The organism is Brevibacterium sp. CFH 10365 (assembly GCF_009299785.1).
Classification (GTDB): Bacteria; Actinomycetota; Actinomycetes; order Actinomycetales; family Brevibacteriaceae; genus Brevibacterium; species Brevibacterium limosum.
On the sequence record NZ_VIGO01000007.1, the window covers coordinates 23,471 to 41,477 of the forward strand.

Here is an 18,007-nt window from a genome sequence, read left to right on the forward strand (position 1 = left end):
GGCGGGTGAGCTCCCGGGCCGATCTCGCGGAATTCATCGACCTGGCCCCGCGCCTGTCGCGGGCGCGCGGCGAAGAGGACCACTATGTCCCTCTCTTCGCCGCCGATATCCGCGACTGGTTCGCTGGGCGAGGTTGGTTCGACGAACCCGTCGAACTGTGGCTGTTCGACGACGGTGCGGGAGAAGCGGCGGCCCGAGTCATGTGCCACCGCTCGGCTGCCTTGGCGGCCAGACTGCACACCGATGAGGTTTCCGCACCGCCTCTGTTCTTCGGTGCCGTCGAAGCCGCCGACGCGCAGGCGCTGGGCGAGCTGATTGCCTTCCTCGTCGAGCGAGCCGAGCAAGTGGCAGCACCGCGGATCTTCGGTCCGGTCTCACCACTGCCGAACGTCACCGGCGGCCTGCTCACCGAGGGTCAGCACCGTCCCGGCTTCTTCGACACCGCATGGAATCCCGCCTTCTATTGGCCGGCTTTCGCCGAGGCCGGGTTCGCCGCCTGGGGTCCCGCGCACACGTGGGAGTTGCCCGTCGGCTCCATACCTGCGACCCGGGCCACCGCGGTCACCGCCGCCGAATGGGACAGACGAGGTCTGCGTCGCCGCCACGTCTCTCGGTTCGGCCTGCGCCGCCTCGCCGACCGGCTGCTGCCGACTCTCAACGCGGCCTTTTCCGATCTGCCCTATTACACAGACATCTCACCCGAGCAGCTGCGCTCGCAGATGCAGGGACTGTCCGCACTGATGGATCCTGATCTCATCGTCGATATCACCGGTGCGGACGATCCCGCCGAGGCCCCGCCTCGATGCTTCGCACTCGTCGTCCCCGACCCGGTGCCGACCCTGCGCCGCCACGGCGGCCGCCTCGGTGTCCGAGCCGTTGTCGACCTGCTCCGGCACCGCCGCACGATGAGAGACGCCGTGCTCGTCATTCAGGGCACCGACCCCCGACATCAGGGGTCAGGCCTGCTCAGCCTCGCCATCCGCGAACTCAACTCGGCACTGATCGCCAACGGATATCGACGGCTGCGCGTCACATTCATCGCCGACGACAATCCCGCCTCGGCGGCGGTCTTCGCCCGCTCCGGCGGCAGGGAGATGCACCGGCTCGTGTTCGTCGATCGCAGCCTGCCCCCGTCTGAGGAGCGCCGATGATGCTGTCCACCACCCTCGTCGAATCGCTCTTGGCCGTCGCGGCCTCCGCCCCCTCCGCCCACAACACCCAGCCGTGGGTACCCGAGATCACGGACTGCACGCCCGCGATCGCCGAGGTGCGGGTCGGCGTCGATCCCGCTCGCGCACTGCCGCACGGGGACCCGCGCGGGGAGGATCTCCACCTGAGCATGGGCTGCTGGATCGAATCGTTGGCGATCGCCGCCGCCGAGGCGGGAGTGCACACCGAATCGGTCGCCGTCCGCGGGCGCGGTCCCGCCGTGGACATCCGATTGCGCCTCACCCCAGCGGAATCCAAGGCAGACCCCACCGGGACGGACTCGGCAGCGACGGACGGGAACGCGTGGCCCACGTTCACGGCTGCCGACCTCCGCCATCGACAGGTCGACCGCGGCCCCTTGGTCCGGGCCGATGCCCGTTTCGCCGAGGCCACGGCGATCTGCCGCCACGCCATGTCCGAAACAGCGGTGCGCCTGGTGGAGATCCCCGACCGCGCCTGGCGCAGATGGCTGCGTCGAGCCGCACTGCATTCCTATGGTGACCGGTCGGTGTTTGCAGAGACCCTGCGCTGGCTGCGCTTCGACACCGACGATCCGCGCTACCGCCAGGACGGTCTCACCGCCGAGTGTCTGCGCATCCCCGCGGTGGCCGCGCGAGCCGCAGCAGTCCTCGATCGGCCCTGGCTGCATCCCTGGATCGTCGGCCTGGCATCGGCAGGCCTCACACCGGTCTCGCTGGCAGGCGCGGCGATGAAGCCGTTCGCGAGGTCACGACTCGCGATGCTGACTCATTCGCTGCGTGACAGGTTCCCCCGGGCGTCTGCGGCGACGAAACCCGCGGCGGCAGCTCGTCCCGAGCGAAGACAGCCTCATCATCTGGTCCTCTGTGTCCCCGACCGACCGGCGCTGTCGGCCGCGGACGAGGTCGAGATCGGACGGATCCTGCTGCGGGTCTGGCTGACGCTCGACCGGCACGGGCTGCGCGTCGATGTCCATTCCGAGCTCAAGGACAGCCCGACTGTCCGGAGCGAACTGGCGACCTGCCTTCGCGTTCGAGCACGGAAACGGGAACGGGAAAGAGAACAGGCTCAGGACGGTGGCCGGACGCGGAACGCGCTCGACGATGACCCGGCGGCCGACCGCACCCACAGTCAGGGGTTCGACCGACCGATCGCCGCATTCACGGTGGGCGCCTCCACGACGCCGGTCCCCCGTGCACCCCGATTGTCACCGCTCTAGCCCTGCCGTCGGAGGCACTTCGAGGTGTATCCTCACAGCAGGTAGGCACTCAGGTAATTCACACCTGCGACCTCTTGTGCTGTAAGGTCGGCTCGGCCTATCGAAGGAGCTGAGCACAGATGTCCGAAACCACCTTCCGCACGATCGCAATCGTCCTCTACTTCATCGGCATGCTGGCCATCGGCTGGTTTGCCTACCGGAGGACGAGGAACAACCTCGATGACTATATGCTCGCGGGGCGTGGACTGCGCCCGAGCGTTGCGGCTCTGAGCGCCGGCGCCTCGGATATGTCCGGCTGGCTGCTGATGGGGTTGCCCGGCGCCATCTACGTCTCCGGTCTCATCGAGGCATGGATCGCCATCGGCCTGACCATCGGTGCCTGGATCAACTGGAAGCTCGTCGCTCCTCGACTGCGGGCGTTCACGGAGAAGGCCGGCGACTCGATCACGATCCCCAGCTTCTTCGAGCAGCGTCTGAAGGATCGGACACGACTGCTGCGCATCGTCTGCGGCGTCATCATCCTCGTGTTCTTCACCTTCTATGTCTCTTCGGGCATGGTGGCGGCCGGCAAGTTCTTCGAGTCGAGCTTCGGACTCAACTATCTCGGTGGAATGCTCCTCGTCGCCGCCGTCACGATGATCTACACACTCTTCGGCGGCTTCCTCGGTGCGACCCTCACCGACGTCGCCCAGGGGCTGCTGATGTTCGCCGCCCTGGTGGCTGTGCCGATCGTCGCCGTCCTCAACGCCGGTGGGCCCGCGACCGTGATCGACAACGTCTCCGAGATCGATCCCGGGCTGCTCAGTCTCTTCGGCTCGGAAGGCTTCTGGACCTTCGCGACGATCGCATCCATCGTCTCCTCCTTGGCGTGGGGGCTCGGCTACTTCGGGCAGCCGCACATCATCGTCCGCTTCATGGCTCTGCGCACTCCCGCAGACGCCAGCATCGCGCGTCGCATCGGCGTCGGCTGGATGGCGATCTCCGCCCTCGGCGCCGTCGCCACCGCCATCGTCGGCATCTCCTACTTCTCCCAGCACGCGGATATGGAACCCGCCGACGCCGAGACCGTCTTCCTCGATCTCGCGCAGATCCTCTTCCACCCGTTCATCGCCGGCCTCGTGCTGGCCGCGGTGCTGGCGGCGATCATGTCGACGATCTCCTCGCAGCTCGTCGTCACTTCCTCGGCACTCATCGAGGACCTGTTCAAGATCGTGGCCCTGCGCACCGGGTCGACGCGCACACTGCAGGACAAGACCTATGTGCTGCTCGGCCGCCTCGGAGTGCTTGTCGTGGCCGTCATCGCGGTCGTGCTCGCGATCTCACCGTCGAACAGCATCCTCGACCTCGTCGCGTTCGCGTGGGCCGGTTTCGGCGCGTCGTTCGGCCCGGTCGTCCTGCTCACGCTGTTCTGGAAGCGTCTGAGCAACTGGGGCGCCCTGTTCGGTCTGCTCTCCGGCGCGGTCGTGGCTTTCGTCTGGGGCCAGGTGAGCACCCCGCTGACGGATGCGATCTACGAGATCATCCCCGGCTTCATCGTCAACCTCATCGTGGCCGTCGTCGTCAGCCGCTTCACGTACAAGCACGATGAGGCCTCCGACATCGAGTTCGACGAGTCCGTGGAGCTCTCCCGTGTGAAGTAGACGCCGACGCGAATCGAGCGGAGGCCGGGGCATGACGATGCCCCGGCCTCCTTCGCGTTCCGTCCCGAACATCATCACCTATCGTCCACAACGTCATCAGATTTCGTCGCGGCAAGAGCCGCCTTTCGGACAGGTCATCAGGGTCGACCCTGATGAATGGAACGAAAGGTGATCAGCGGCGCCGAGGCGGTAGGCCGGGCCGCGGTGAATACACTTCAGGCGGGCACCCGCGGGTGCCCGCCTGAGTGTGCGACTGCGGCTGCGGAGCTCCGAGCCGGTCGAGGAGCTTACTTCTCCTCGGCAGCCTCGGTAGACTCTTCAGCTGTCTCGGCGTCGGCCTCGACAGCGGCGTCCTCGGCCGGAGCCTCGTCGACGACCTCGGCCTCAACCGGAGCCTCGGCTGCCGGAGCGGCAGCAGCGGCGGTGGCCTGCTCGGCTTCCTTCACGGTTGCCTGCTTCGGCGAGTAGGGCTCGAGGACCAGTTCGATGACGGCCATCGGGGCGTTGTCGCCGGGGCGCGGACCGATCTTGGTGATGCGGGTGTATCCGCCGGGACGCTCGGCCATCGTTTCGGCGATCGAGGTGAAGAGCTCGTGCACGATCGACTTGTCGGAGATCTGGCCGAGCACGCGACGACGTGCAGCCAGGTCACCCTTCTTGGCGTTCGTGATCATCCGCTCGGCGACCGGGCGCAGGCGCTTGGCCTTGGTCACGGTCGTCTTGATCTGCTTGTGCTCGAACAGCTGGGCTGCCAGGTTGTTGAGCATCATGCGCTCGTGTGTGGGCGAACCGCCGAGGCGCGGGCCCTTGGTTGGGGTTGGCATTGTCAGTTACTCCTAGGTCTTAATCAGTACTGTTCGTCTTCGACGTAGGACTGGTCCTCATCAACGAGACCGGGCTCGAACCCGGCAGGACTGTCCTTGAGGCTCAGGCCGAGCTCGTTGAGCTTCGCCTTGACCTCGTCGATCGACTTCGAACCAAAGTTGCGGATATCCATCAGGTCGGCTTCGCTGCGAGCAACGAGCTCACCGACGGTGTGGATGCCTTCGCGCTTGAGGCAGTTGTAGGAGCGCACGGTCAGGTCGAGATCTTCGATCGCCAGCGCCAGGTCGGCGGCCAGTGCCGCGTCCACAGGCGAGGGCCCGATCTCGATGCCTTCAGCTTCGACGTTGAGCTCTCGAGCCAGGCCGAAGAGTTCGACCAGGGTCTTGCCCGCAGATGCGATGGCATCGCGCGGGGTCATCGAGGGCTTAGTTTCGACGTCGAGGACCAGACGGTCGAAGTCGGTGCGCTGTTCGACACGCGTGGCTTCGACCTTGTAGGTGACCTTGAGAACCGGGGAGTAGATCGAATCGACCGGGATCCGGCCGATCTCTGCATCCGCGTTCTTGTTCTGAGCGCTCGAAACATATCCGCGTCCGCGTTCGATGGTCAGTTCCATGTCCAGACGACCCTCACCATTCAGCGTGGCGATGTGCAGGTCCGGATTGTGGATCTCGACCCCGGCAGGAGCAGAGACATCGGCAGCGGTCACGGTGCCAGGTCCCTGCTTGCGCAGGTAGGCGACGACCGGTTCGTCGAATTCGGACGATACGACCAGGGACTTCAGGTTGAGGATGAACTCGGTGACATCCTCTTTGACTCCCGGCACGGTGCTGAACTCGTGGAGCACTCCGTCGATCCGGATGGACGTGACGGCGGCACCAGGGATCGAGGACAGCAGGGTCCGGCGAAGCGAGTTGCCGAGGGTGTAGCCGAATCCGGGCTCGAGTGGTTCGATGGCGAACCGTGAGCGGTTATCGGAGACGACTTCTTCCGTGAGCGTTGGGCGCTGTGCAATGAGCACGTGGGCTTCCTTTCAGCGAACATCCGCTATATGACGTTCGCACTGCACGTCATGGCCGTGGGGCCATGAAGAACGGTTCGGGTTATCTGGGAATCCGTTCTGCGACCGATGTCGGGCTCGTGCCCGTCATCCGTTGCAGTTCCACGGAAGGATCAGCCGCGGCGGCGCTTGGGGGGACGGCAGCCGTTGAACGGAACGGGGGTGACATCCTGGATGGTTCCCAGTTCCAGGCCGGCGGCCTGCAGCGAACGGATAGCCGTCTCGCGGCCCGAGCCCGGTCCCTTGACGAACACGTCGACCTTCTTCAGGCCGTGTTCCTGCGCCCGACGAGCAGCCGATTCGGCAGCCATCTGAGCGGCGTACGGGGTCGACTTGCGCGAACCCTTGAAGCCGATCTCACCTGAGGAGGCCCAGGAGATGACAGCACCGGTCGGATCGGTGATCGACACGATGGTGTTGTTGAAGGTTGATTTGATGTGAGCCTGGCCGGCAACGATATTCTTCTTCAGCTTGCGGCGAGGCTTGCGCACTGTAGCGGCGCGTGACTTGGGAGGCATATGTCCTACTCCTGATCGAGGTGGTTGGGTCTGGCCAACCGGGTGAGCGAGTTACTTCTTCTTACCGGCCACGGTGCGCTTGGGTCCCTTGCGGGTACGCGCATTCGTCTTGGTCCGCTGACCGCGAACCGGCAGACCGCGGCGGTGACGCAGGCCTTCATAGCTTCCGATTTCGACCTTGCGGCGGATATCGGCGGCCACCTCACGACGGAGGTCACCCTCAACCTGGAATGTGCCCTCGATGTAGTCACGCAGCTGGACGAGCTCTGCGTCGCTCAAGTCCTTCACACGGGTCTCAGGGCTGATTCCCGTTTCGGTCAGGGTCTGGCGCGCACGGGTGCGGCCCACACCATAGATGTAAGTCAAGGCGACTTCCACGCGCTTTTCACGCGGGATGTCGACTCCGGCAAGTCGTGCCATGGGTACTGTCTCCTGTTGTTGGTTCGGAGGTGCTGATGCAAACCTGTCCCTGGTCTCCCAGGGTCTCCGGCCCCCGACCGGAGGTATCGTCCTGTGCTCGTTGCCCGGAAGCTCTCACTTCCGATGGATCCGAACGCAGATGGCGAGGTTTGCGCGGGTGTGGTGCTGCTGAAGCCCCTCTTCAGAGGAGCCTCGATCTGCTCAGAACGAGCTGCTCAGCCCTGGCGCTGCTTGTGGCGCGGGTTGGAGCAGATGACGATGACCCGGCCGTGACGGCGGGTGATCTGGCAGTTCTCGCAGATCTTCTTGACGCTGGGCTTAACCTTCATCGTTTTTCCTTCTTTCGGTCCCTGCCCGGCAGGGCAGGACGCGAATGATCGAAGATCCTTACTTGTAGCGGTAAACGATTCGTCCGCGCGAGAGATCGTATGGAGACAGCTCCACGATGACCCGGTCCTCGGGAAGGATGCGGATATAGTGCTGACGCATCTTTCCGGAGATGTGTGCGAGCACCTTGTGCCCGTTGCTCAGCTCAACCCGAAACGATGCGTTCGGAAGAGCCTCGACAACGGTGCCTTCGATCTCAATGACCCCTTCTTTTTTGGCCATATCGTTCGCTAACCTCGTATTCCCGCGAAACCATCGCGTTCGACGTAATCGTGTATCACCGACTCAATGCCGGTGACCCCTCGGCCTGCAGTCCTCGTCACCACATGAAAAGAAGTGGATGGCAGAAGCCGCCCACATCTGAAAAAGGATGAGTTGAATGAGAACAGACCAATCATCAACCCTACACTACGGAGAAAGAATCTTCCACACGGTGTTCGCTTCTGGGCGTGAAGTCCCTTACAATCCCATCCTCGCCGAGGCGGTCCACCTTTCCCGTGACCCCTGACGTCGATCGGACCCCACCGCCGCCGCCCCGACTGCTAGCGTGAGAACCGCACCCGACGCAGTCCCCGAAGAGGAGTACAGAGATGTCCGATTTCGATGCCATCACCGAAGAATCCCTGGTGTCGAAGGGCGGCCGCAAATGGTCGTCCTTCCCCGGTTCCATCGGCGCCTTCATCGCCGAGATGGACTTCGGCGTCGCTCCAGCAGTGCGCCAGTCGCTGCAGACCATCGATGACCGCGACCTCTACGGCTACGCTCCGGCCGATCTGGTCGCCGACCTGAGAACTGCGACCTCGAGCTTCTGCTCCGAGCACTACGGCTGGCGGATCCCCGTGGGCCACATCGAACCGGCCAGCGATGTGCTGGCCGCATTCCTCGGCGTGCTCACCCACCTCACCCCGGCCGACACTCCGATCGTGCTGCCGACGCCGGCCTATATGCCCTTCTTCGACGTCGCACGCGTGACCGGACGCGAACTCATCGAGGTTCCGATGCTGCGGTCGGAGACCGGCTGGTCCCTCGACCTCGACGCCATCGCCTCCGCTCTGACCCACGGCGCGACGTTCGTCCTGTGCAATCCGCACAATCCGATCGGCAAGGTCTACACCGAGGCCGAGATGCTCGCCCTCACGGAGGTCGTCGAGGAGGCCGGAGCTCGCGTGTTCTCCGACGAGATCCATGCCCCAGTCATCTATGCCCCCGCGCGGCACATCCCGTATGCCACCCTCACCGAGGCGACCGCGGCCCACACCGCCACCGCGACGGCCGCGTCGAAGGCCTTCAACATCCCCGGCCTCAAATGCGCCCAGCTCATCCTCACCTCCCCCGCCGACCGTGACGTCTGGTCGAAGAAGGGACAGTTCGTCTCCGGAGCGGCCTCGAACCCGGGAATCCTGGCGACCACCGCTGCTTACACCTGTGCGAACGACTGGCTGAGCGAGGTCAACGGCTATCTCAAGGGCAATCGCGATCACTTCACCGATCTCGTCGGCTCGCTGCTGCCGGGCGCCGTCTATATCGAGCCCGAAGGCACATATCTGGCGTGGTTGGACCTGCGGGGCTACGGCTTCGAGTCGGGCCTGTCCGATCACATCCGTTCCCGCGCCGAGGTGGCCGTGACCGAGGGACGACTGTGCGGTGAGGTCGGAGCCGGTCACATCCGGTTCAACTTCGCACTCCCCCGCCCTCTGCTCACCGAGGCGGTCGAGAGGATCGCCCGAATCCTCTGACGTCCATTCCCGTCCGCTGCCACCCTGCGGCTCAGTGCTCGGGCAGCCATTCGATGAGGTCGAAGGATGAGCTGGCTGCCGCGCACTCGCGGATCTGCTGATCGAAGCGCAGGTAGAATTCGAGGTTGCATTGCTGCATCAGGTCGCGGAACCGCAGGGCCGGCTGCCTGCCGGTCACGAGGTCTTCGGGCAGCAGCGGGTGGGTCATGACGGCACGGGCGACGTCGTAGTACAGATCGAAGAAGCCTCCCAGGCTCAGCCCGGCGCATCCGGTGCCCGGCGCTGATCCGCCCGAACTCAGTGCCCTCATGCGCTCCTCCAGAGGAGCAGCTGGGCGAAGGCGGCGTCGAGTTCGAATGCCCGAGCCGTCATCCTGCGTGCCGCCGCGATGGAGTCGGGTGTCAGCACTCCCGCCTCAGACCAGCCGGGCCCGGGGATCTCGGGCAGCCGCGCCAGGAGCTGAGTGGACCGGTCTGCGAAGCCGATGAGGATTCCCGGTCGGAGCTGCCTGAAGCCGAGGCTCCGGGAGATGTACTGCAGTCGGTCGCGCAGACCACGCTCGGCCTCCGGAACCGAATACACAATCGTGTGGAGGTGTCCCCCCATAGTCGGGAAAGACATGGTCCCCGGCGATGTCGCCGAAGTCTGAGAGGATGTGCTCGCTCAGGCGGTAGACGGAGACCCGCCCGGCCCGCTCACTGCTGATGATGCCGCGTCGGACCATCCGCACGAGCTGGTTGTGCACGCTCGAGGACGAATATCCGTGCTCGCGCAGCACGCTGACGATGACAGGACCCGGCAGTCCGCTCGCCTGCAGACACCCGAAAACGGAGATCACATCGAAGGCGATCCGAGTCATCCGATAGCGATCACCCACATCTGTCCGACGTTTCGGGACATCGTGGACACTCGCCATGGCCTGATCCTACCGTGAGGACACAAGGAACGGTGCCGACAGGACCGAGATCGCAGCGAAGCGACGAAGGAGCCCCGACATGGATGACGAGAAGCACACAATAGATCAGCGCGCGTATCAGATGTCCCGGACATCGGGACTGCTGGCGGGGGCCATCACGGCCTTCATCGCCTTCTGCGCCTTCCAGATCTTCGGATTCACCATCGCCGAGACCGCGACGTGGATGTTCGCACTCGCGCTGATGGCGGCATCCGGAACTTTCGCCGCAGTCTACTTCGTCGGCAGGTCGGCCCTGCGAAAGCAGATACCGGCGACCTGAGTTCTCCCCTCAGGCACTTCCCCCGGGTTCTCCCCTCAGGCACCCTTCGGAGGCATCGGAGTGATTCCGAACGGCGCCAGCCCGGCCGCTCCCCCATCGACGGCTGTGAGCACCCAGACTCCCCCATCATGGCGAGCCACGCTGTGTTCCCAGTGGCTCGCCCGTGAGCCATCTGCCGTCACGACCGTCCAGTCGTCGGCGAGTGTGCGGGTGTCCGCACCGCCGGTGGTGAGCATCGGCTCGATCGCCAGGCACATTCCGGGCTTGATCTTCGGGCCGTTCGACCGCGCACGGTAGTTGAGCACCTCGGGTGCCATATGCATGGAGGTGCCGATGCCGTGGCCGGTGAATTCCTCGACGAGGCCCAGATGCGGGAACGCCTCGGTGACGAAGTCATCGATGGCATCTCCGATGTCGCTGACCTTTGTGCCGCTCGCGAATGCGGCGATGCCGGCCCACATGGCCGCCTCGGTGGCAGATGACAGCTCACGGTCGGCAGCAGTGCCTGCTTCGTCGCCGCCGACGACCGTCGTCAGCGCCGAGTCCCCATGGAAGCCTTCGACGATGGCGCCGCCGTCGATCGAGACGATATCGCCGGCTTCGAGCACACGTGGTCCCGGGATGCCGTGGACGATCTCCTCGTTCACGGAGACGCACACGACCGCGGGGAATCCTTGATAGCCCTTGAAGTTCGAGCGGGCTCCGGCGGAGTCGATGACGGCTTCGGCGGCGGCGTCGACTTCAGCGGTGGTGGCCCCGGGAACGGCCGCGGACCGGGCCGCTGAGAGCACTTGAGAGGTCAGCTGCCCGGCCCGGTGCATGAGCTCAAGCTCCGCAGGAGTCTTCAGCTCGATACGAGGTCCGAAGATCATCGAATAGTCGACAGAATGCGTTCGGTGATGTCGTCGACCTCGCCGAGACCGTCGACCTGGCGCAGCAGCCCGCGGCTGCGGTAGATGTCGGTCAGCGGCTGCGTCTGCTCTTCGTAGACGTCGAGGCGGTGGCGGATGACGTCTTCGCTGTCATCGCTGCGGCCCTCGGTCTGAGCACGGGCGAGCAGACGGGCTACGACCTCGTCGGTGTCGGCCGTGAGTTCGACGACGTGTTCGACGGCCTTGTCCTCGGCCGCGAGGATCCGGTCGAGCTCATCGACCTGGGCGCTGGTGCGGGGGTATCCGTCGAGAAGGAAGCCTTCGGCAGCATCATCCTGTGCCAGACGGTCGGCGACCATCGAGTTCGTGACCTCGTCGGGCACGTATTCGCCGGCATCCATATAGCGTTTGGCCAGCTTGCCCAGCTCGGTCTCGCCCTTCACATTGGCCCGGAAGATGTCTCCGGTCGAGATGGCCGGGACGCCGAGCGCCTCGGACAGGCGTGCGGCCTGGGTGCCCTTGCCGGCGCCGGGAGGGCCGATCAGGATGATGCGTGAACTCATAAGGTGTCCTTCCAGTGGGATGTCCGCTGAACGTCAGCGTCCGGTCGAATCAGCGCAGCAGCCCCTCATAGTGGCGCTGCTGCATCTGCGCGTCGATCTGCTTGACCGTCTCGAGGCCGACGCCGACGACGATCAGCAGCGAGGTGCCGCCGAACGGGAAGTTCTGGTTCGCGTTGATGAGCACCAGCGCGATCAGCGGGATGAGGGCGACGAAGGCGAGGTAGAGCGAGCCGGGGAAGTTGATGCGGCTGAGCACGTAGCTCAGGTATTCGGCGGTCGGGCGACCGGCCCGGATGCCGGGGATGAAGCCGCCGTACTTCTTCATATTGTCCGCAACCTCTTCAGGGTTGAAGGTGATGGCGACGTAGAAGTAGGCGAAGAAGATCGTCAGCAGCGCGTACACGGTGATGTAGATCGGGTGATCACCGCGGGTGAAGTAGGTGTTGATCCATTCGACCCATTGGGACTCCGGGTCGAAGAACTGCGAGACCAGGCTCGGCAGGTAGAGCACCGAAGAGGCGAAGATGACGGGGATGACACCGGCCATATTCACCTTGATCGGGATATAGGTCGAGGTCCCGCCGAACATGCGACGGCCCACCATGCGCTTGGCGTACTGGACGGGCACCCGGCGCTGCGACTGCTCGACGAAGACGACGAGGGCGACGAGGACGAGTCCGACGGCCATGACGATGAGGAAGATGTCGACGCCCTGCTCGCGGAAGATCGCGCCGAGCGAGGACGGGAACGCGGATGCGACGGAGGTGAAGATGAGCAGCGACATACCGTTGCCCACACCGTGTTCGGTGATCTGCTCGCCCAGCCACATGATCAGGCCTGTGCCTGCAGTGAGAGTGAGGACGAGGACTGCGATGCCCCACCAGGTGTCATTGGCGATGAGGTCCTGGCAGCCCTCGACGTTGCCGAACAGTGCGCCGGAGCGGACGGTCGCCACGAGGGTCGTCGAGTTCAGGATCGCGAGGCCGATGGTGAGGTAGCGGGTGTACTGAGTCAGCTTCGCCTGACCGGATGCGCCTTCCTTGTGGAGGGCTTCGAAGCGCGGAATGACCACGCGCAGGAGCTGGACGATGATGCTCGCGGTGATGTAGGGCATGATGCCCAGGGCGAAGATCGACAGCTGCAGCAGCGCGCCGCCGCTGAAGAGGTTGATCATGGCGAATCCGCCCTCGTTGAGCTGAGGCGAAGCCACGCATTCCTGCACCTTGGTGTAATCGATGCCAGGCGAAGGAATGAACGAGCCGAGTCGGAAGATGACAAGAATGCCCAGGGTGAAGAGGAGTTTCTTCCTCAAGTCGGGCGTTCTGAAGGCCCTCCGGATTGCGCCGATCAAGCGTCCTCCTCGTTGGGGGATGAAAAGTCAGAGTCGTGGTCGCGACCTGGCGAATGAGACAAATACCTGCAAAAGACTATCAGGGTATGCCCTCCAGGCCGAAACCGGCGAAGCCCCGTTCAGGCTCGTCTCAGGCAGTGATCCGGGAGGCATCCGAGTGGCCTCCGGCAGGTTCCCAGCCTGTCTCCGTCCTGGTTCCGGGGAGGCAGAAGGGGGCGGTCACCGAAGTGACCGCCCCCTTACCAGCGTTGAAGCCGGGAAACCGTTCCGAGTGGAACGGATCAGGCCTCGTTGGCGCTTCCGCCTGCAGCCTTGATCTTCTCGGCCGCGGAGCCGGAGAACTTGTCTGCAGTGATGTTCAGGGCCACGGTGATCTCACCGGTGCCGAGAACCTTGACGGGCTGCTTTGCGCGCACAGCGCCCTTCTCCACGAGATCGGCGACGGTGACGTCTCCGCCCTCGGGGAACAGGCTGGACAGCTTGTCGAGGTTGACAACCTGGAACTCCACCTTGGCGGGGTTCTTGAACCCACGCAGCTTCGGCAGACGCATGTGCATCGGGGTCTGGCCGCCCTCGAAGCCGTGCGGAACCTGGTAACGGGCCTTCGTGCCCTTGGTTCCGCGTCCGGCGGTCTTGCCCTTCGAAGCCTCACCACGACCGACGCGGGTCTTGGAGGTCTTGGCTCCGGGGGCAGGGCGCAGATCGTGCAGCTTCAGCGAGTCGTTGTTCGACATATCAATCGACCTCTTCCACAGTCACGATGTGGCGGACAGTGTTGACCATTCCCCGGATCTCGGGGCGGTCTTCCTGCACCACAACGTCGTTGGTCCGCTTGAGACCGAGCGAACGCAGCGTGTCACGCTGGCTCTGACGGTATCCGATTGCGGACTTGCGCTGAGTAATCTTGAGCTTTGCCATCAGGACTTCGCCCCACTTTCAGCAGCTGCCCGCAGCAGTGCGTGCGGAGCAACCTCGTCGACGGGCAGGCCACGGCGAGCCGCGACCTCTTCCGGACGCTCGAGGCCCTTCAGCGCGGCGATCGCAGCGTGCACGATGTTGATCGCGTTCGCCGAACCCAACGACTTGGACAGAACGTCCTGGACACCTGCCGCATCGAGGACCGCACGAACGGGTCCACCGGCGATGACACCGGTACCAGGAGCAGCCGGACGCAGCAGGACGACGCCTGCGGCTTCCTCTCCCTGGATCGGGTGCGGAATGGTCTTCTGGATGCGGGGAACGCGGAAGAAGTTCTTCTTCGCTTCCTCGACACCCTTGGCGATGGCGGCAGGAACTTCCTTTGCCTTGCCATAGCCCATGCCGACCATGCCGTCGCCGTCTCCGACCACGACGAGAGCCGTGAAGGAGAACCGACGTCCGCCCTTGACGACCTTCGACACGCGGTTGATCGTGATGACGTGTTCGATGAACTGGTTCTTGTCTTCACGGTCGTTGCGACCGCCGCGTCCACGGCCTTCGCCGCGTCCGCGACCCTGACCGCCCTGTCCACCCTGGCCGCGGCCACGGGAGGAACGGTCACCGCTGTTGTCGGTGCGGGTCTCAGCAGCTGGCTGCTGTTCGTTGTTCTCTTCAGTGCTCATAGGGCCAATCCTCCTTCACGGGCACCTTCGGCGATTGCCTGCACACGGCCGTGGTAGGCGTTGCCTCCACGGTCGAAGACGACGGCTTCGATTCCGGCGTCCTTGGCGCGCTGAGCAACCAGCTCGCCCACCTTGCGGGCTTTGCCGGTCTTATCGCCTTCGAATGTCCGCAGGTCGGCTTCCATGGTGGAGGCCGAGACCAGGGTCTTGCCGACGGTGTCGTCGATGACCTGGACGAAGACGTGGCGCGTGGAGCGAGTCACTGAGAGGCGAGGGCGCTCGGCCGTGCCGCTGACATGCTTGCGCAGTCGAGCGTGACGACGCTTGCGAGCAGCTGCCCTGCCTTTGCCGTAGCTTTCCTTCTTGCCAAAGGCCATCTTTACTTACCAGCCTTTCCGACCTTGCGACGGACGATTTCGCCGGCGTAGCGCACACCCTTGCCCTTGTAAGGCTCGGGCTTGCGCAGCTTCCGGATGTTCGCAGCGGTCTCACCGACGAGCTGCTTGTCGATTCCATGGACAGCGACCTTGGTCTGACCGTCGACGCTGAAGGAGATGCCCTCCGGCGGTTCGACGACGATCGGGTGGCTGTAGCCGAGGGCGAACTCGAGGTTCGATCCCTTGGCCAGGACACGGTAACCGGTTCCGACGATCTCGAGGGCCTTGGAGTAGCCTTCGGTCACACCGACGATCATGTTGTTGATGAGCGTGCGGGACAGTCCGTGCAGCGAACGCGATTCGCGCTCTTCGTCCGGACGGACCACTGTGATGACACCGTCTTCAAGCGATACGGTGATCGGCTCGGCGATGGTGACGGACAGCTCGCCCTTAGGTCCCTTGACGGCGACATCCTGGCCGTCGACCTTGACCTCGACGCCGCTGGGAACGGAGATCGGGTTCTTGCCAATACGTGACATGTTCTTCTCTCCTTCCTTTACCAGACGTAGGCGAGGACTTCCCCACCCACACCCTTCTTGGCGGCCTGACGGTCCGTCAGGAGGCCTGACGAGGTCGACAGGATGGCGATGCCGAGGCCGCCGAGAACCTTGGGCAGGTTCGTGGACTTCGCGTAGACGCGCAGTCCCGGCTTGGAGACTCGGCGCAGGCCGGCGATCGAACGTTCCCGGTTGGGTCCGAACTTCAGGTCCAGGAGCAGCGTCTTGCCGACCTCGGCGTCTTCGACGCTCCAGCCAGTGATGTAGCCCTCGGTCTTGAGGATCTCGGCGATGTTCGACTTGAGCTTCGAGAACGGCATGCTGACGTCCTCGTGATAAGCCGAGTTGGCGTTGCGCAGACGCGTAAGCATATCTGCGACTGGATCAGTCATTGTCATTTGGGCACTTGCCCTTCCTCGTTACGGTTTCCGCCCACGTACTGTGCTTGGACCTGCAACGTAGCGATTATTTTTGCTTGAACGGGAACCCGAGGTGACGCAGCAGTGCACGTCCCTCGTCATCGGTTGCCGCGGTGGTGACGACGGTGATATCCATACCGCGGACGCGGTCGATCCGGTCCTGATCGATCTCGTGGAACATGGACTGCTCCGTGAGACCGAAGGTGTAGTTACCGTTTCCGTCGAACTGACGATCCGAGAGTCCGCGGAAGTCGCGGATACGCGGCAGTGCCAAAGAGATGACGCGGTCGATGAACTCCCACATCCGTGCTCCACGCATGGTGACGTGAGCGCCGATAGGCTGACCTTCGCGCAGTTTGAACTGTGCGATGGACTTCCGAGCGCGGGTCACGACGGGCTTCTGACCGGTGATCAGAGTCAGGTCGTTGATCGCGCCTTCGATCATCTTGGAATCGCGTGCTGCGTCACCCACACCCATGTTCACGACGACCTTGGTCAGTCCGGGAACCTGCATGGGGTTGGCGTAGTTGAACTCTTCCTGCAGCTTCGCAACGATCTCTTCGCGGTAAATCTGCTTGAGACGCGGTGCGGGACGGCTGGTGGTTGTTTCCGTCATCAGATCTCCTCCCCGGTGCGACGCGAGACGCGAACCCGGACAGTCTTGGTGCGACCGTCGCGTTCGACGCTCTCCTCGCGGTATCCGACGCGGGTGGGCTTGTTGTCCTTGGGATCAACGAGCGCCACGTTGGACACGTGGATGGGGGCTTCGTGGGTCTCACGGCCACCAGCGGTGCCGCCGGCCTGAGTCTGCGTAGCCTTCTTGTGCTTGATCACGCGGTTGACGCCCTCAACGAGGACGCGGTTGCGTTCGGGGTAGACGGCAAGGACCTTGCCCTGCTTCCCACGATCGCCACCACGTGACTGCCGAGCGCCGGCGATGACCTGGACGAGGTCGCCCTTCTTGATCTTGAGCTTGTTCGCCATGCTCACAACACCTCCGGTGCCAGGGAGACGATCTTCATGAACTTCTTGTCGCGGAGTTCGCGTCCCACGGGTCCGAAGATACGGGTACCGCGTGGTTCCTCATCGTTCTTGAGGATGACAGCAGCATTCTCGTCGAACTTGATGTAGGAACCGTCGGGACGACGACGTTCCTTGGCAGTGCGAACGATGACGGCCTTGACGACGTCACCCTTCTTCACATTGCCGCCCGGGATTGCATCCTTGACGGTTGCCACGATGGTGTCACCGATCGAGGCGTAGCGCCGACCGGAGCCACCCAGGATCCTGATTGCCAGGATCTGCTTGGCGCCAGTGTTGTCGGCGACTTTGAGTCGCGACTCTTGCTGAATCACTATTCTCTCCTGTCGTCGCGCTGGTTCTCACGCCTGAGCGCGAGCCTTGCGGAACGGATTCATTGACATTTCACCCCGTTCCCGGTAGCCGCCCGCGGCCTCCGAGAGGCCGCGGGCGGGACCGGGTGGGTGGGGTGGCGTTGACTACTTGGCGCGTTCGATGATCTCGACGAGCCGCCAACGCTTCGCGGCCGAAAGGGGCCGCGTCTCGGCCACGAGGACGAGGTCGCCGATACCGGCGGTGTTCTCTTCGTCGTGAACCTTGTACTTGACCGACTGGCGCATGACCTTGCCGTAGAGGCGGTGCTTCATGCGCTCCTCGACCTCGACGACGATGGTCTTGTCCATCTTGTCGGATACTACGTAACCACGTGCGGTCTTGCGGGAGTTGCGTTCCGCAGCAGTGGCCTCGGTGTTCGTGGTCTCCGCCATCACTTGCTCTCTTCCTTGGCATCAGCGGGGTTCGGACGGATGTCCAGCTCCCGTTCGTTGAGCACGGTGTAGATACGAGCGATGTCGCGACGCACGGCCTTGAGGCGACCGTGGCTCTCCAGCTGACCGGTGGCCGACTGGAAACGCAGGTTGAACAGCTCGGCCTTGGCCTTCTTGAGCTCTTCTTGCAGACGCTCGTTGTCGTAACCGTCCAGCGCGTCGATGGAAAGGTTCTTCGAACCGATAGCCATT

Annotated in this window: 27 protein-coding genes and 1 pseudogene; 5 read left to right on the top strand and 23 right to left on the bottom strand. The window is 64.0% G+C overall.

Annotated elements, in window-relative coordinates; all coding sequences use genetic code 11:
- Positions 1–5 precede the first annotated feature (5 nt).
- From FHG09_RS14650 to putP, 3 genes are all read left to right on the top strand, one after another.
- Positions 6–1,151: a hypothetical protein gene (locus FHG09_RS14650; protein WP_152348408.1), complete on the top strand. Its 1,146-nt coding sequence runs from the start codon at positions 6–8 to the stop codon at positions 1,149–1,151.
- Positions 1,148–2,407, top strand: a complete 1,260-nt coding sequence (locus FHG09_RS14655) for a hypothetical protein (protein ID WP_152348409.1) — start codon at positions 1,148–1,150, stop codon at positions 2,405–2,407. Before FHG09_RS14650 ends, FHG09_RS14655 begins: the two co-directional genes overlap by 4 nt.
- A 119-nt stretch (positions 2,408–2,526) precedes the next feature.
- On the top strand, positions 2,527–4,047 hold the full coding sequence (putP, locus tag FHG09_RS14660) for a sodium/proline symporter PutP (protein ID WP_152348410.1): 1,521 nt from the start codon (positions 2,527–2,529) through the stop codon (positions 4,045–4,047).
- A 287-nt stretch (positions 4,048–4,334) separates the two neighbouring features.
- Here the strand turns inward: putP and rplQ are convergent, their stop codons facing one another.
- From rplQ to infA, 6 genes are all read right to left on the bottom strand, one after another.
- Positions 4,335–4,871 carry a 50S ribosomal protein L17 gene (gene rplQ / locus FHG09_RS14665; RefSeq protein WP_152348411.1) on the bottom strand — a complete coding sequence of 179 codons (537 nt, stop codon included), beginning with the start codon at positions 4,869–4,871 and terminating at the stop codon, positions 4,335–4,337.
- Between the two features lie 23 nt (positions 4,872–4,894).
- The gene (locus tag FHG09_RS14670) at positions 4,895–5,893 is read right to left on the bottom strand and encodes a DNA-directed RNA polymerase subunit alpha (RefSeq protein WP_152348412.1); all 999 of its coding nucleotides are present in this window, start codon (positions 5,891–5,893) and stop codon (positions 4,895–4,897) included.
- Positions 5,894–6,045: 152 nt separating this feature from the next.
- The gene (gene rpsK, locus FHG09_RS14675; protein ID WP_025777904.1) at positions 6,046–6,450 is read right to left on the bottom strand and encodes a 30S ribosomal protein S11; all 405 of its coding nucleotides are present in this window, start codon (positions 6,448–6,450) and stop codon (positions 6,046–6,048) included.
- Between the two features lie 51 nt (positions 6,451–6,501).
- Positions 6,502–6,870: a 30S ribosomal protein S13 gene (gene rpsM, locus FHG09_RS14680; protein WP_152348413.1), complete on the bottom strand. Its 369-nt coding sequence runs from the start codon at positions 6,868–6,870 to the stop codon at positions 6,502–6,504.
- A gap of 215 nt (positions 6,871–7,085) precedes the next feature.
- A complete protein-coding gene (rpmJ, locus tag FHG09_RS14685; protein ID WP_009884960.1) occupies positions 7,086–7,199 on the bottom strand; it encodes a 50S ribosomal protein L36 in 114 nt (37 codons plus the stop codon).
- A gap of 58 nt (positions 7,200–7,257) precedes the next feature.
- Entirely contained in the window at positions 7,258–7,479 is a 222-nt protein-coding gene (gene infA / locus FHG09_RS14690) for a translation initiation factor IF-1 (protein WP_009379245.1), read from the bottom strand.
- A gap of 368 nt (positions 7,480–7,847) precedes the next feature.
- On the opposite strand from infA, the gene FHG09_RS14695 reads away from it, so the two are divergent.
- Positions 7,848–8,993 (top strand): MalY/PatB family protein, encoded by a 1,146-nt coding sequence (locus FHG09_RS14695; RefSeq protein ID WP_152348414.1) that lies wholly within the window; start codon positions 7,848–7,850, stop codon positions 8,991–8,993.
- Between the two features lie 31 nt (positions 8,994–9,024).
- Here FHG09_RS14695 and FHG09_RS14700 read toward each other — a convergent pair whose 3' ends face one another.
- The 3 genes and pseudogenes from FHG09_RS14700 to FHG09_RS20090 all read right to left on the bottom strand — a co-directional run.
- Positions 9,025–9,303, bottom strand: a complete 279-nt coding sequence (locus tag FHG09_RS14700) for a hypothetical protein (RefSeq protein WP_152348415.1) — start codon at positions 9,301–9,303, stop codon at positions 9,025–9,027.
- Positions 9,300–9,614: a hypothetical protein gene (locus tag FHG09_RS20085; RefSeq protein ID WP_227492814.1), complete on the bottom strand. Its 315-nt coding sequence runs from the start codon at positions 9,612–9,614 to the stop codon at positions 9,300–9,302. Before FHG09_RS20085 ends, FHG09_RS14700 begins: the two co-directional genes overlap by 4 nt.
- Before the next feature lie 46 nt (positions 9,615–9,660).
- Positions 9,661–9,909 (bottom strand): annotated as a pseudogene (locus FHG09_RS20090) (PaaX family transcriptional regulator); the annotation flags it as partial.
- Positions 9,910–9,988: 79 nt separating this feature from the next.
- Between FHG09_RS20090 and FHG09_RS14710 the strand changes: the two are divergent.
- Entirely contained in the window at positions 9,989–10,228 is a 240-nt protein-coding gene (locus FHG09_RS14710) for a hypothetical protein (protein ID WP_152348417.1), read from the top strand.
- A gap of 35 nt (positions 10,229–10,263) precedes the next feature.
- Here FHG09_RS14710 and map read toward each other — a convergent pair whose 3' ends face one another.
- The 14 genes from map to rpmC all read right to left on the bottom strand — a co-directional run bounded on the left by map (position 10,264) and on the right by rpmC (position 18,006).
- Positions 10,264–11,100 carry a type I methionyl aminopeptidase gene (map, locus tag FHG09_RS14715; protein ID WP_152348418.1) on the bottom strand — a complete coding sequence of 279 codons (837 nt, stop codon included), beginning with the start codon at positions 11,098–11,100 and terminating at the stop codon, positions 10,264–10,266.
- Positions 11,097–11,663 (bottom strand): adenylate kinase, encoded by a 567-nt coding sequence (locus FHG09_RS14720; protein WP_152348419.1) that lies wholly within the window; start codon positions 11,661–11,663, stop codon positions 11,097–11,099. The genes map and FHG09_RS14720 overlap by 4 nt, the downstream gene beginning before the upstream one ends.
- Positions 11,664–11,712: 49 nt before the next feature.
- Entirely contained in the window at positions 11,713–13,014 is a 1,302-nt protein-coding gene (gene secY, locus FHG09_RS14725; protein ID WP_152348420.1) for a preprotein translocase subunit SecY, read from the bottom strand.
- Positions 13,015–13,295: 281 nt separating this feature from the next.
- A complete protein-coding gene (rplO, locus tag FHG09_RS14730; RefSeq protein ID WP_152348421.1) occupies positions 13,296–13,748 on the bottom strand; it encodes a 50S ribosomal protein L15 in 453 nt (150 codons plus the stop codon).
- Between the two features lies 1 nt (position 13,749).
- Positions 13,750–13,932, bottom strand: a complete 183-nt coding sequence (gene rpmD, locus FHG09_RS14735; protein WP_152348422.1) for a 50S ribosomal protein L30 — start codon at positions 13,930–13,932, stop codon at positions 13,750–13,752.
- Positions 13,932–14,615 carry a 30S ribosomal protein S5 gene (gene rpsE / locus FHG09_RS14740; RefSeq protein WP_227492794.1) on the bottom strand — a complete coding sequence of 228 codons (684 nt, stop codon included), beginning with the start codon at positions 14,613–14,615 and terminating at the stop codon, positions 13,932–13,934. The genes rpmD and rpsE overlap by 1 nt, the downstream gene beginning before the upstream one ends.
- Positions 14,612–14,992 (bottom strand): 50S ribosomal protein L18, encoded by a 381-nt coding sequence (rplR, locus tag FHG09_RS14745; protein ID WP_135537115.1) that lies wholly within the window; start codon positions 14,990–14,992, stop codon positions 14,612–14,614. Before rplR ends, rpsE begins: the two co-directional genes overlap by 4 nt.
- Positions 14,993–14,994: 2 nt before the next feature.
- Entirely contained in the window at positions 14,995–15,531 is a 537-nt protein-coding gene (gene rplF / locus FHG09_RS14750) for a 50S ribosomal protein L6 (protein WP_152348423.1), read from the bottom strand.
- Between the two features lie 17 nt (positions 15,532–15,548).
- On the bottom strand, positions 15,549–15,947 hold the full coding sequence (gene rpsH / locus FHG09_RS14755; RefSeq protein WP_025777918.1) for a 30S ribosomal protein S8: 399 nt from the start codon (positions 15,945–15,947) through the stop codon (positions 15,549–15,551).
- A gap of 67 nt (positions 15,948–16,014) precedes the next feature.
- Positions 16,015–16,584: a 50S ribosomal protein L5 gene (gene rplE, locus FHG09_RS14760; RefSeq protein ID WP_152348424.1), complete on the bottom strand. Its 570-nt coding sequence runs from the start codon at positions 16,582–16,584 to the stop codon at positions 16,015–16,017.
- Complete coding sequence (gene rplX / locus FHG09_RS14765; RefSeq protein WP_152348425.1) at positions 16,584–16,952, bottom strand: 50S ribosomal protein L24; 369 nt, start codon at positions 16,950–16,952, stop codon at positions 16,584–16,586. The genes rplE and rplX overlap by 1 nt, the downstream gene beginning before the upstream one ends.
- Positions 16,953–16,954: 2 nt before the next feature.
- Positions 16,955–17,323 (bottom strand): 50S ribosomal protein L14, encoded by a 369-nt coding sequence (gene rplN / locus FHG09_RS14770; protein WP_025777921.1) that lies wholly within the window; start codon positions 17,321–17,323, stop codon positions 16,955–16,957.
- Between the two features lie 144 nt (positions 17,324–17,467).
- Positions 17,468–17,755 carry a 30S ribosomal protein S17 gene (rpsQ, locus tag FHG09_RS14775; RefSeq protein ID WP_152348426.1) on the bottom strand — a complete coding sequence of 96 codons (288 nt, stop codon included), beginning with the start codon at positions 17,753–17,755 and terminating at the stop codon, positions 17,468–17,470.
- Positions 17,755–18,006: a 50S ribosomal protein L29 gene (gene rpmC, locus FHG09_RS14780; protein ID WP_025777923.1), complete on the bottom strand. Its 252-nt coding sequence runs from the start codon at positions 18,004–18,006 to the stop codon at positions 17,755–17,757. The genes rpsQ and rpmC overlap by 1 nt, the downstream gene beginning before the upstream one ends.
- Position 18,007 lies beyond the last annotated feature (1 nt).

What these genes read in the sequence shown, in the direction of transcription:
- FHG09_RS14655 (WP_152348409.1), top strand. Translation starts at nt 1,148, where the DNA reads ATGATGCTGTCCACCACCCTCGTCGAATCGCTCTTGGCCGTCGCGGCC.
- putP (WP_152348410.1), top strand. Translation starts at nt 2,527, where the DNA reads ATGTCCGAAACCACCTTCCGCACGATCGCAATCGTCCTCTACTTCATC.
- rplQ (WP_152348411.1), bottom strand. Translation starts at nt 4,871, where the DNA reads ATGCCAACCCCAACCAAGGGCCCGCGCCTCGGCGGTTCGCCCACACAC.
- rpsK (WP_025777904.1), bottom strand. Translation starts at nt 6,450, where the DNA reads ATGCCTCCCAAGTCACGCGCCGCTACAGTGCGCAAGCCTCGCCGCAAG.
- rpsM (WP_152348413.1), bottom strand. Translation starts at nt 6,870, where the DNA reads ATGGCACGACTTGCCGGAGTCGACATCCCGCGTGAAAAGCGCGTGGAA.
- rpmJ (WP_009884960.1), bottom strand. Translation starts at nt 7,199, where the DNA reads ATGAAGGTTAAGCCCAGCGTCAAGAAGATCTGCGAGAACTGCCAGATC.
- infA (WP_009379245.1), bottom strand. Translation starts at nt 7,479, where the DNA reads ATGGCCAAAAAAGAAGGGGTCATTGAGATCGAAGGCACCGTTGTCGAG.
- FHG09_RS14695 (WP_152348414.1), top strand. Translation starts at nt 7,848, where the DNA reads ATGTCCGATTTCGATGCCATCACCGAAGAATCCCTGGTGTCGAAGGGC.
- FHG09_RS14700 (WP_152348415.1), bottom strand. Translation starts at nt 9,303, where the DNA reads ATGAGGGCACTGAGTTCGGGCGGATCAGCGCCGGGCACCGGATGCGCC.
- FHG09_RS20085 (WP_227492814.1), bottom strand. Translation starts at nt 9,614, where the DNA reads ATGTCTTTCCCGACTATGGGGGGACACCTCCACACGATTGTGTATTCG.
- FHG09_RS14710 (WP_152348417.1), top strand. Translation starts at nt 9,989, where the DNA reads ATGGATGACGAGAAGCACACAATAGATCAGCGCGCGTATCAGATGTCC.
- map (WP_152348418.1), bottom strand. Translation starts at nt 11,100, where the DNA reads ATGATCTTCGGACCTCGTATCGAGCTGAAGACTCCTGCGGAGCTTGAG.
- FHG09_RS14720 (WP_152348419.1), bottom strand. Translation starts at nt 11,663, where the DNA reads ATGAGTTCACGCATCATCCTGATCGGCCCTCCCGGCGCCGGCAAGGGC.
- rplO (WP_152348421.1), bottom strand. Translation starts at nt 13,748, where the DNA reads ATGTCGAACAACGACTCGCTGAAGCTGCACGATCTGCGCCCTGCCCCC.
- rpmD (WP_152348422.1), bottom strand. Translation starts at nt 13,932, where the DNA reads ATGGCAAAGCTCAAGATTACTCAGCGCAAGTCCGCAATCGGATACCGT.
- rpsE (WP_227492794.1), bottom strand. Translation starts at nt 14,615, where the DNA reads ATGAGCACTGAAGAGAACAACGAACAGCAGCCAGCTGCTGAGACCCGC.
- rplR (WP_135537115.1), bottom strand. Translation starts at nt 14,992, where the DNA reads ATGGCCTTTGGCAAGAAGGAAAGCTACGGCAAAGGCAGGGCAGCTGCT.
- rplF (WP_152348423.1), bottom strand. Translation starts at nt 15,531, where the DNA reads ATGTCACGTATTGGCAAGAACCCGATCTCCGTTCCCAGCGGCGTCGAG.
- rpsH (WP_025777918.1), bottom strand. Translation starts at nt 15,947, where the DNA reads ATGACAATGACTGATCCAGTCGCAGATATGCTTACGCGTCTGCGCAAC.
- rplE (WP_152348424.1), bottom strand. Translation starts at nt 16,584, where the DNA reads ATGACGGAAACAACCACCAGCCGTCCCGCACCGCGTCTCAAGCAGATT.
- rplX (WP_152348425.1), bottom strand. Translation starts at nt 16,952, where the DNA reads ATGGCGAACAAGCTCAAGATCAAGAAGGGCGACCTCGTCCAGGTCATC.
- rpsQ (WP_152348426.1), bottom strand. Translation starts at nt 17,755, where the DNA reads ATGGCGGAGACCACGAACACCGAGGCCACTGCTGCGGAACGCAACTCC.
- rpmC (WP_025777923.1), bottom strand. Translation starts at nt 18,006, where the DNA reads ATGGCTATCGGTTCGAAGAACCTTTCCATCGACGCGCTGGACGGTTAC.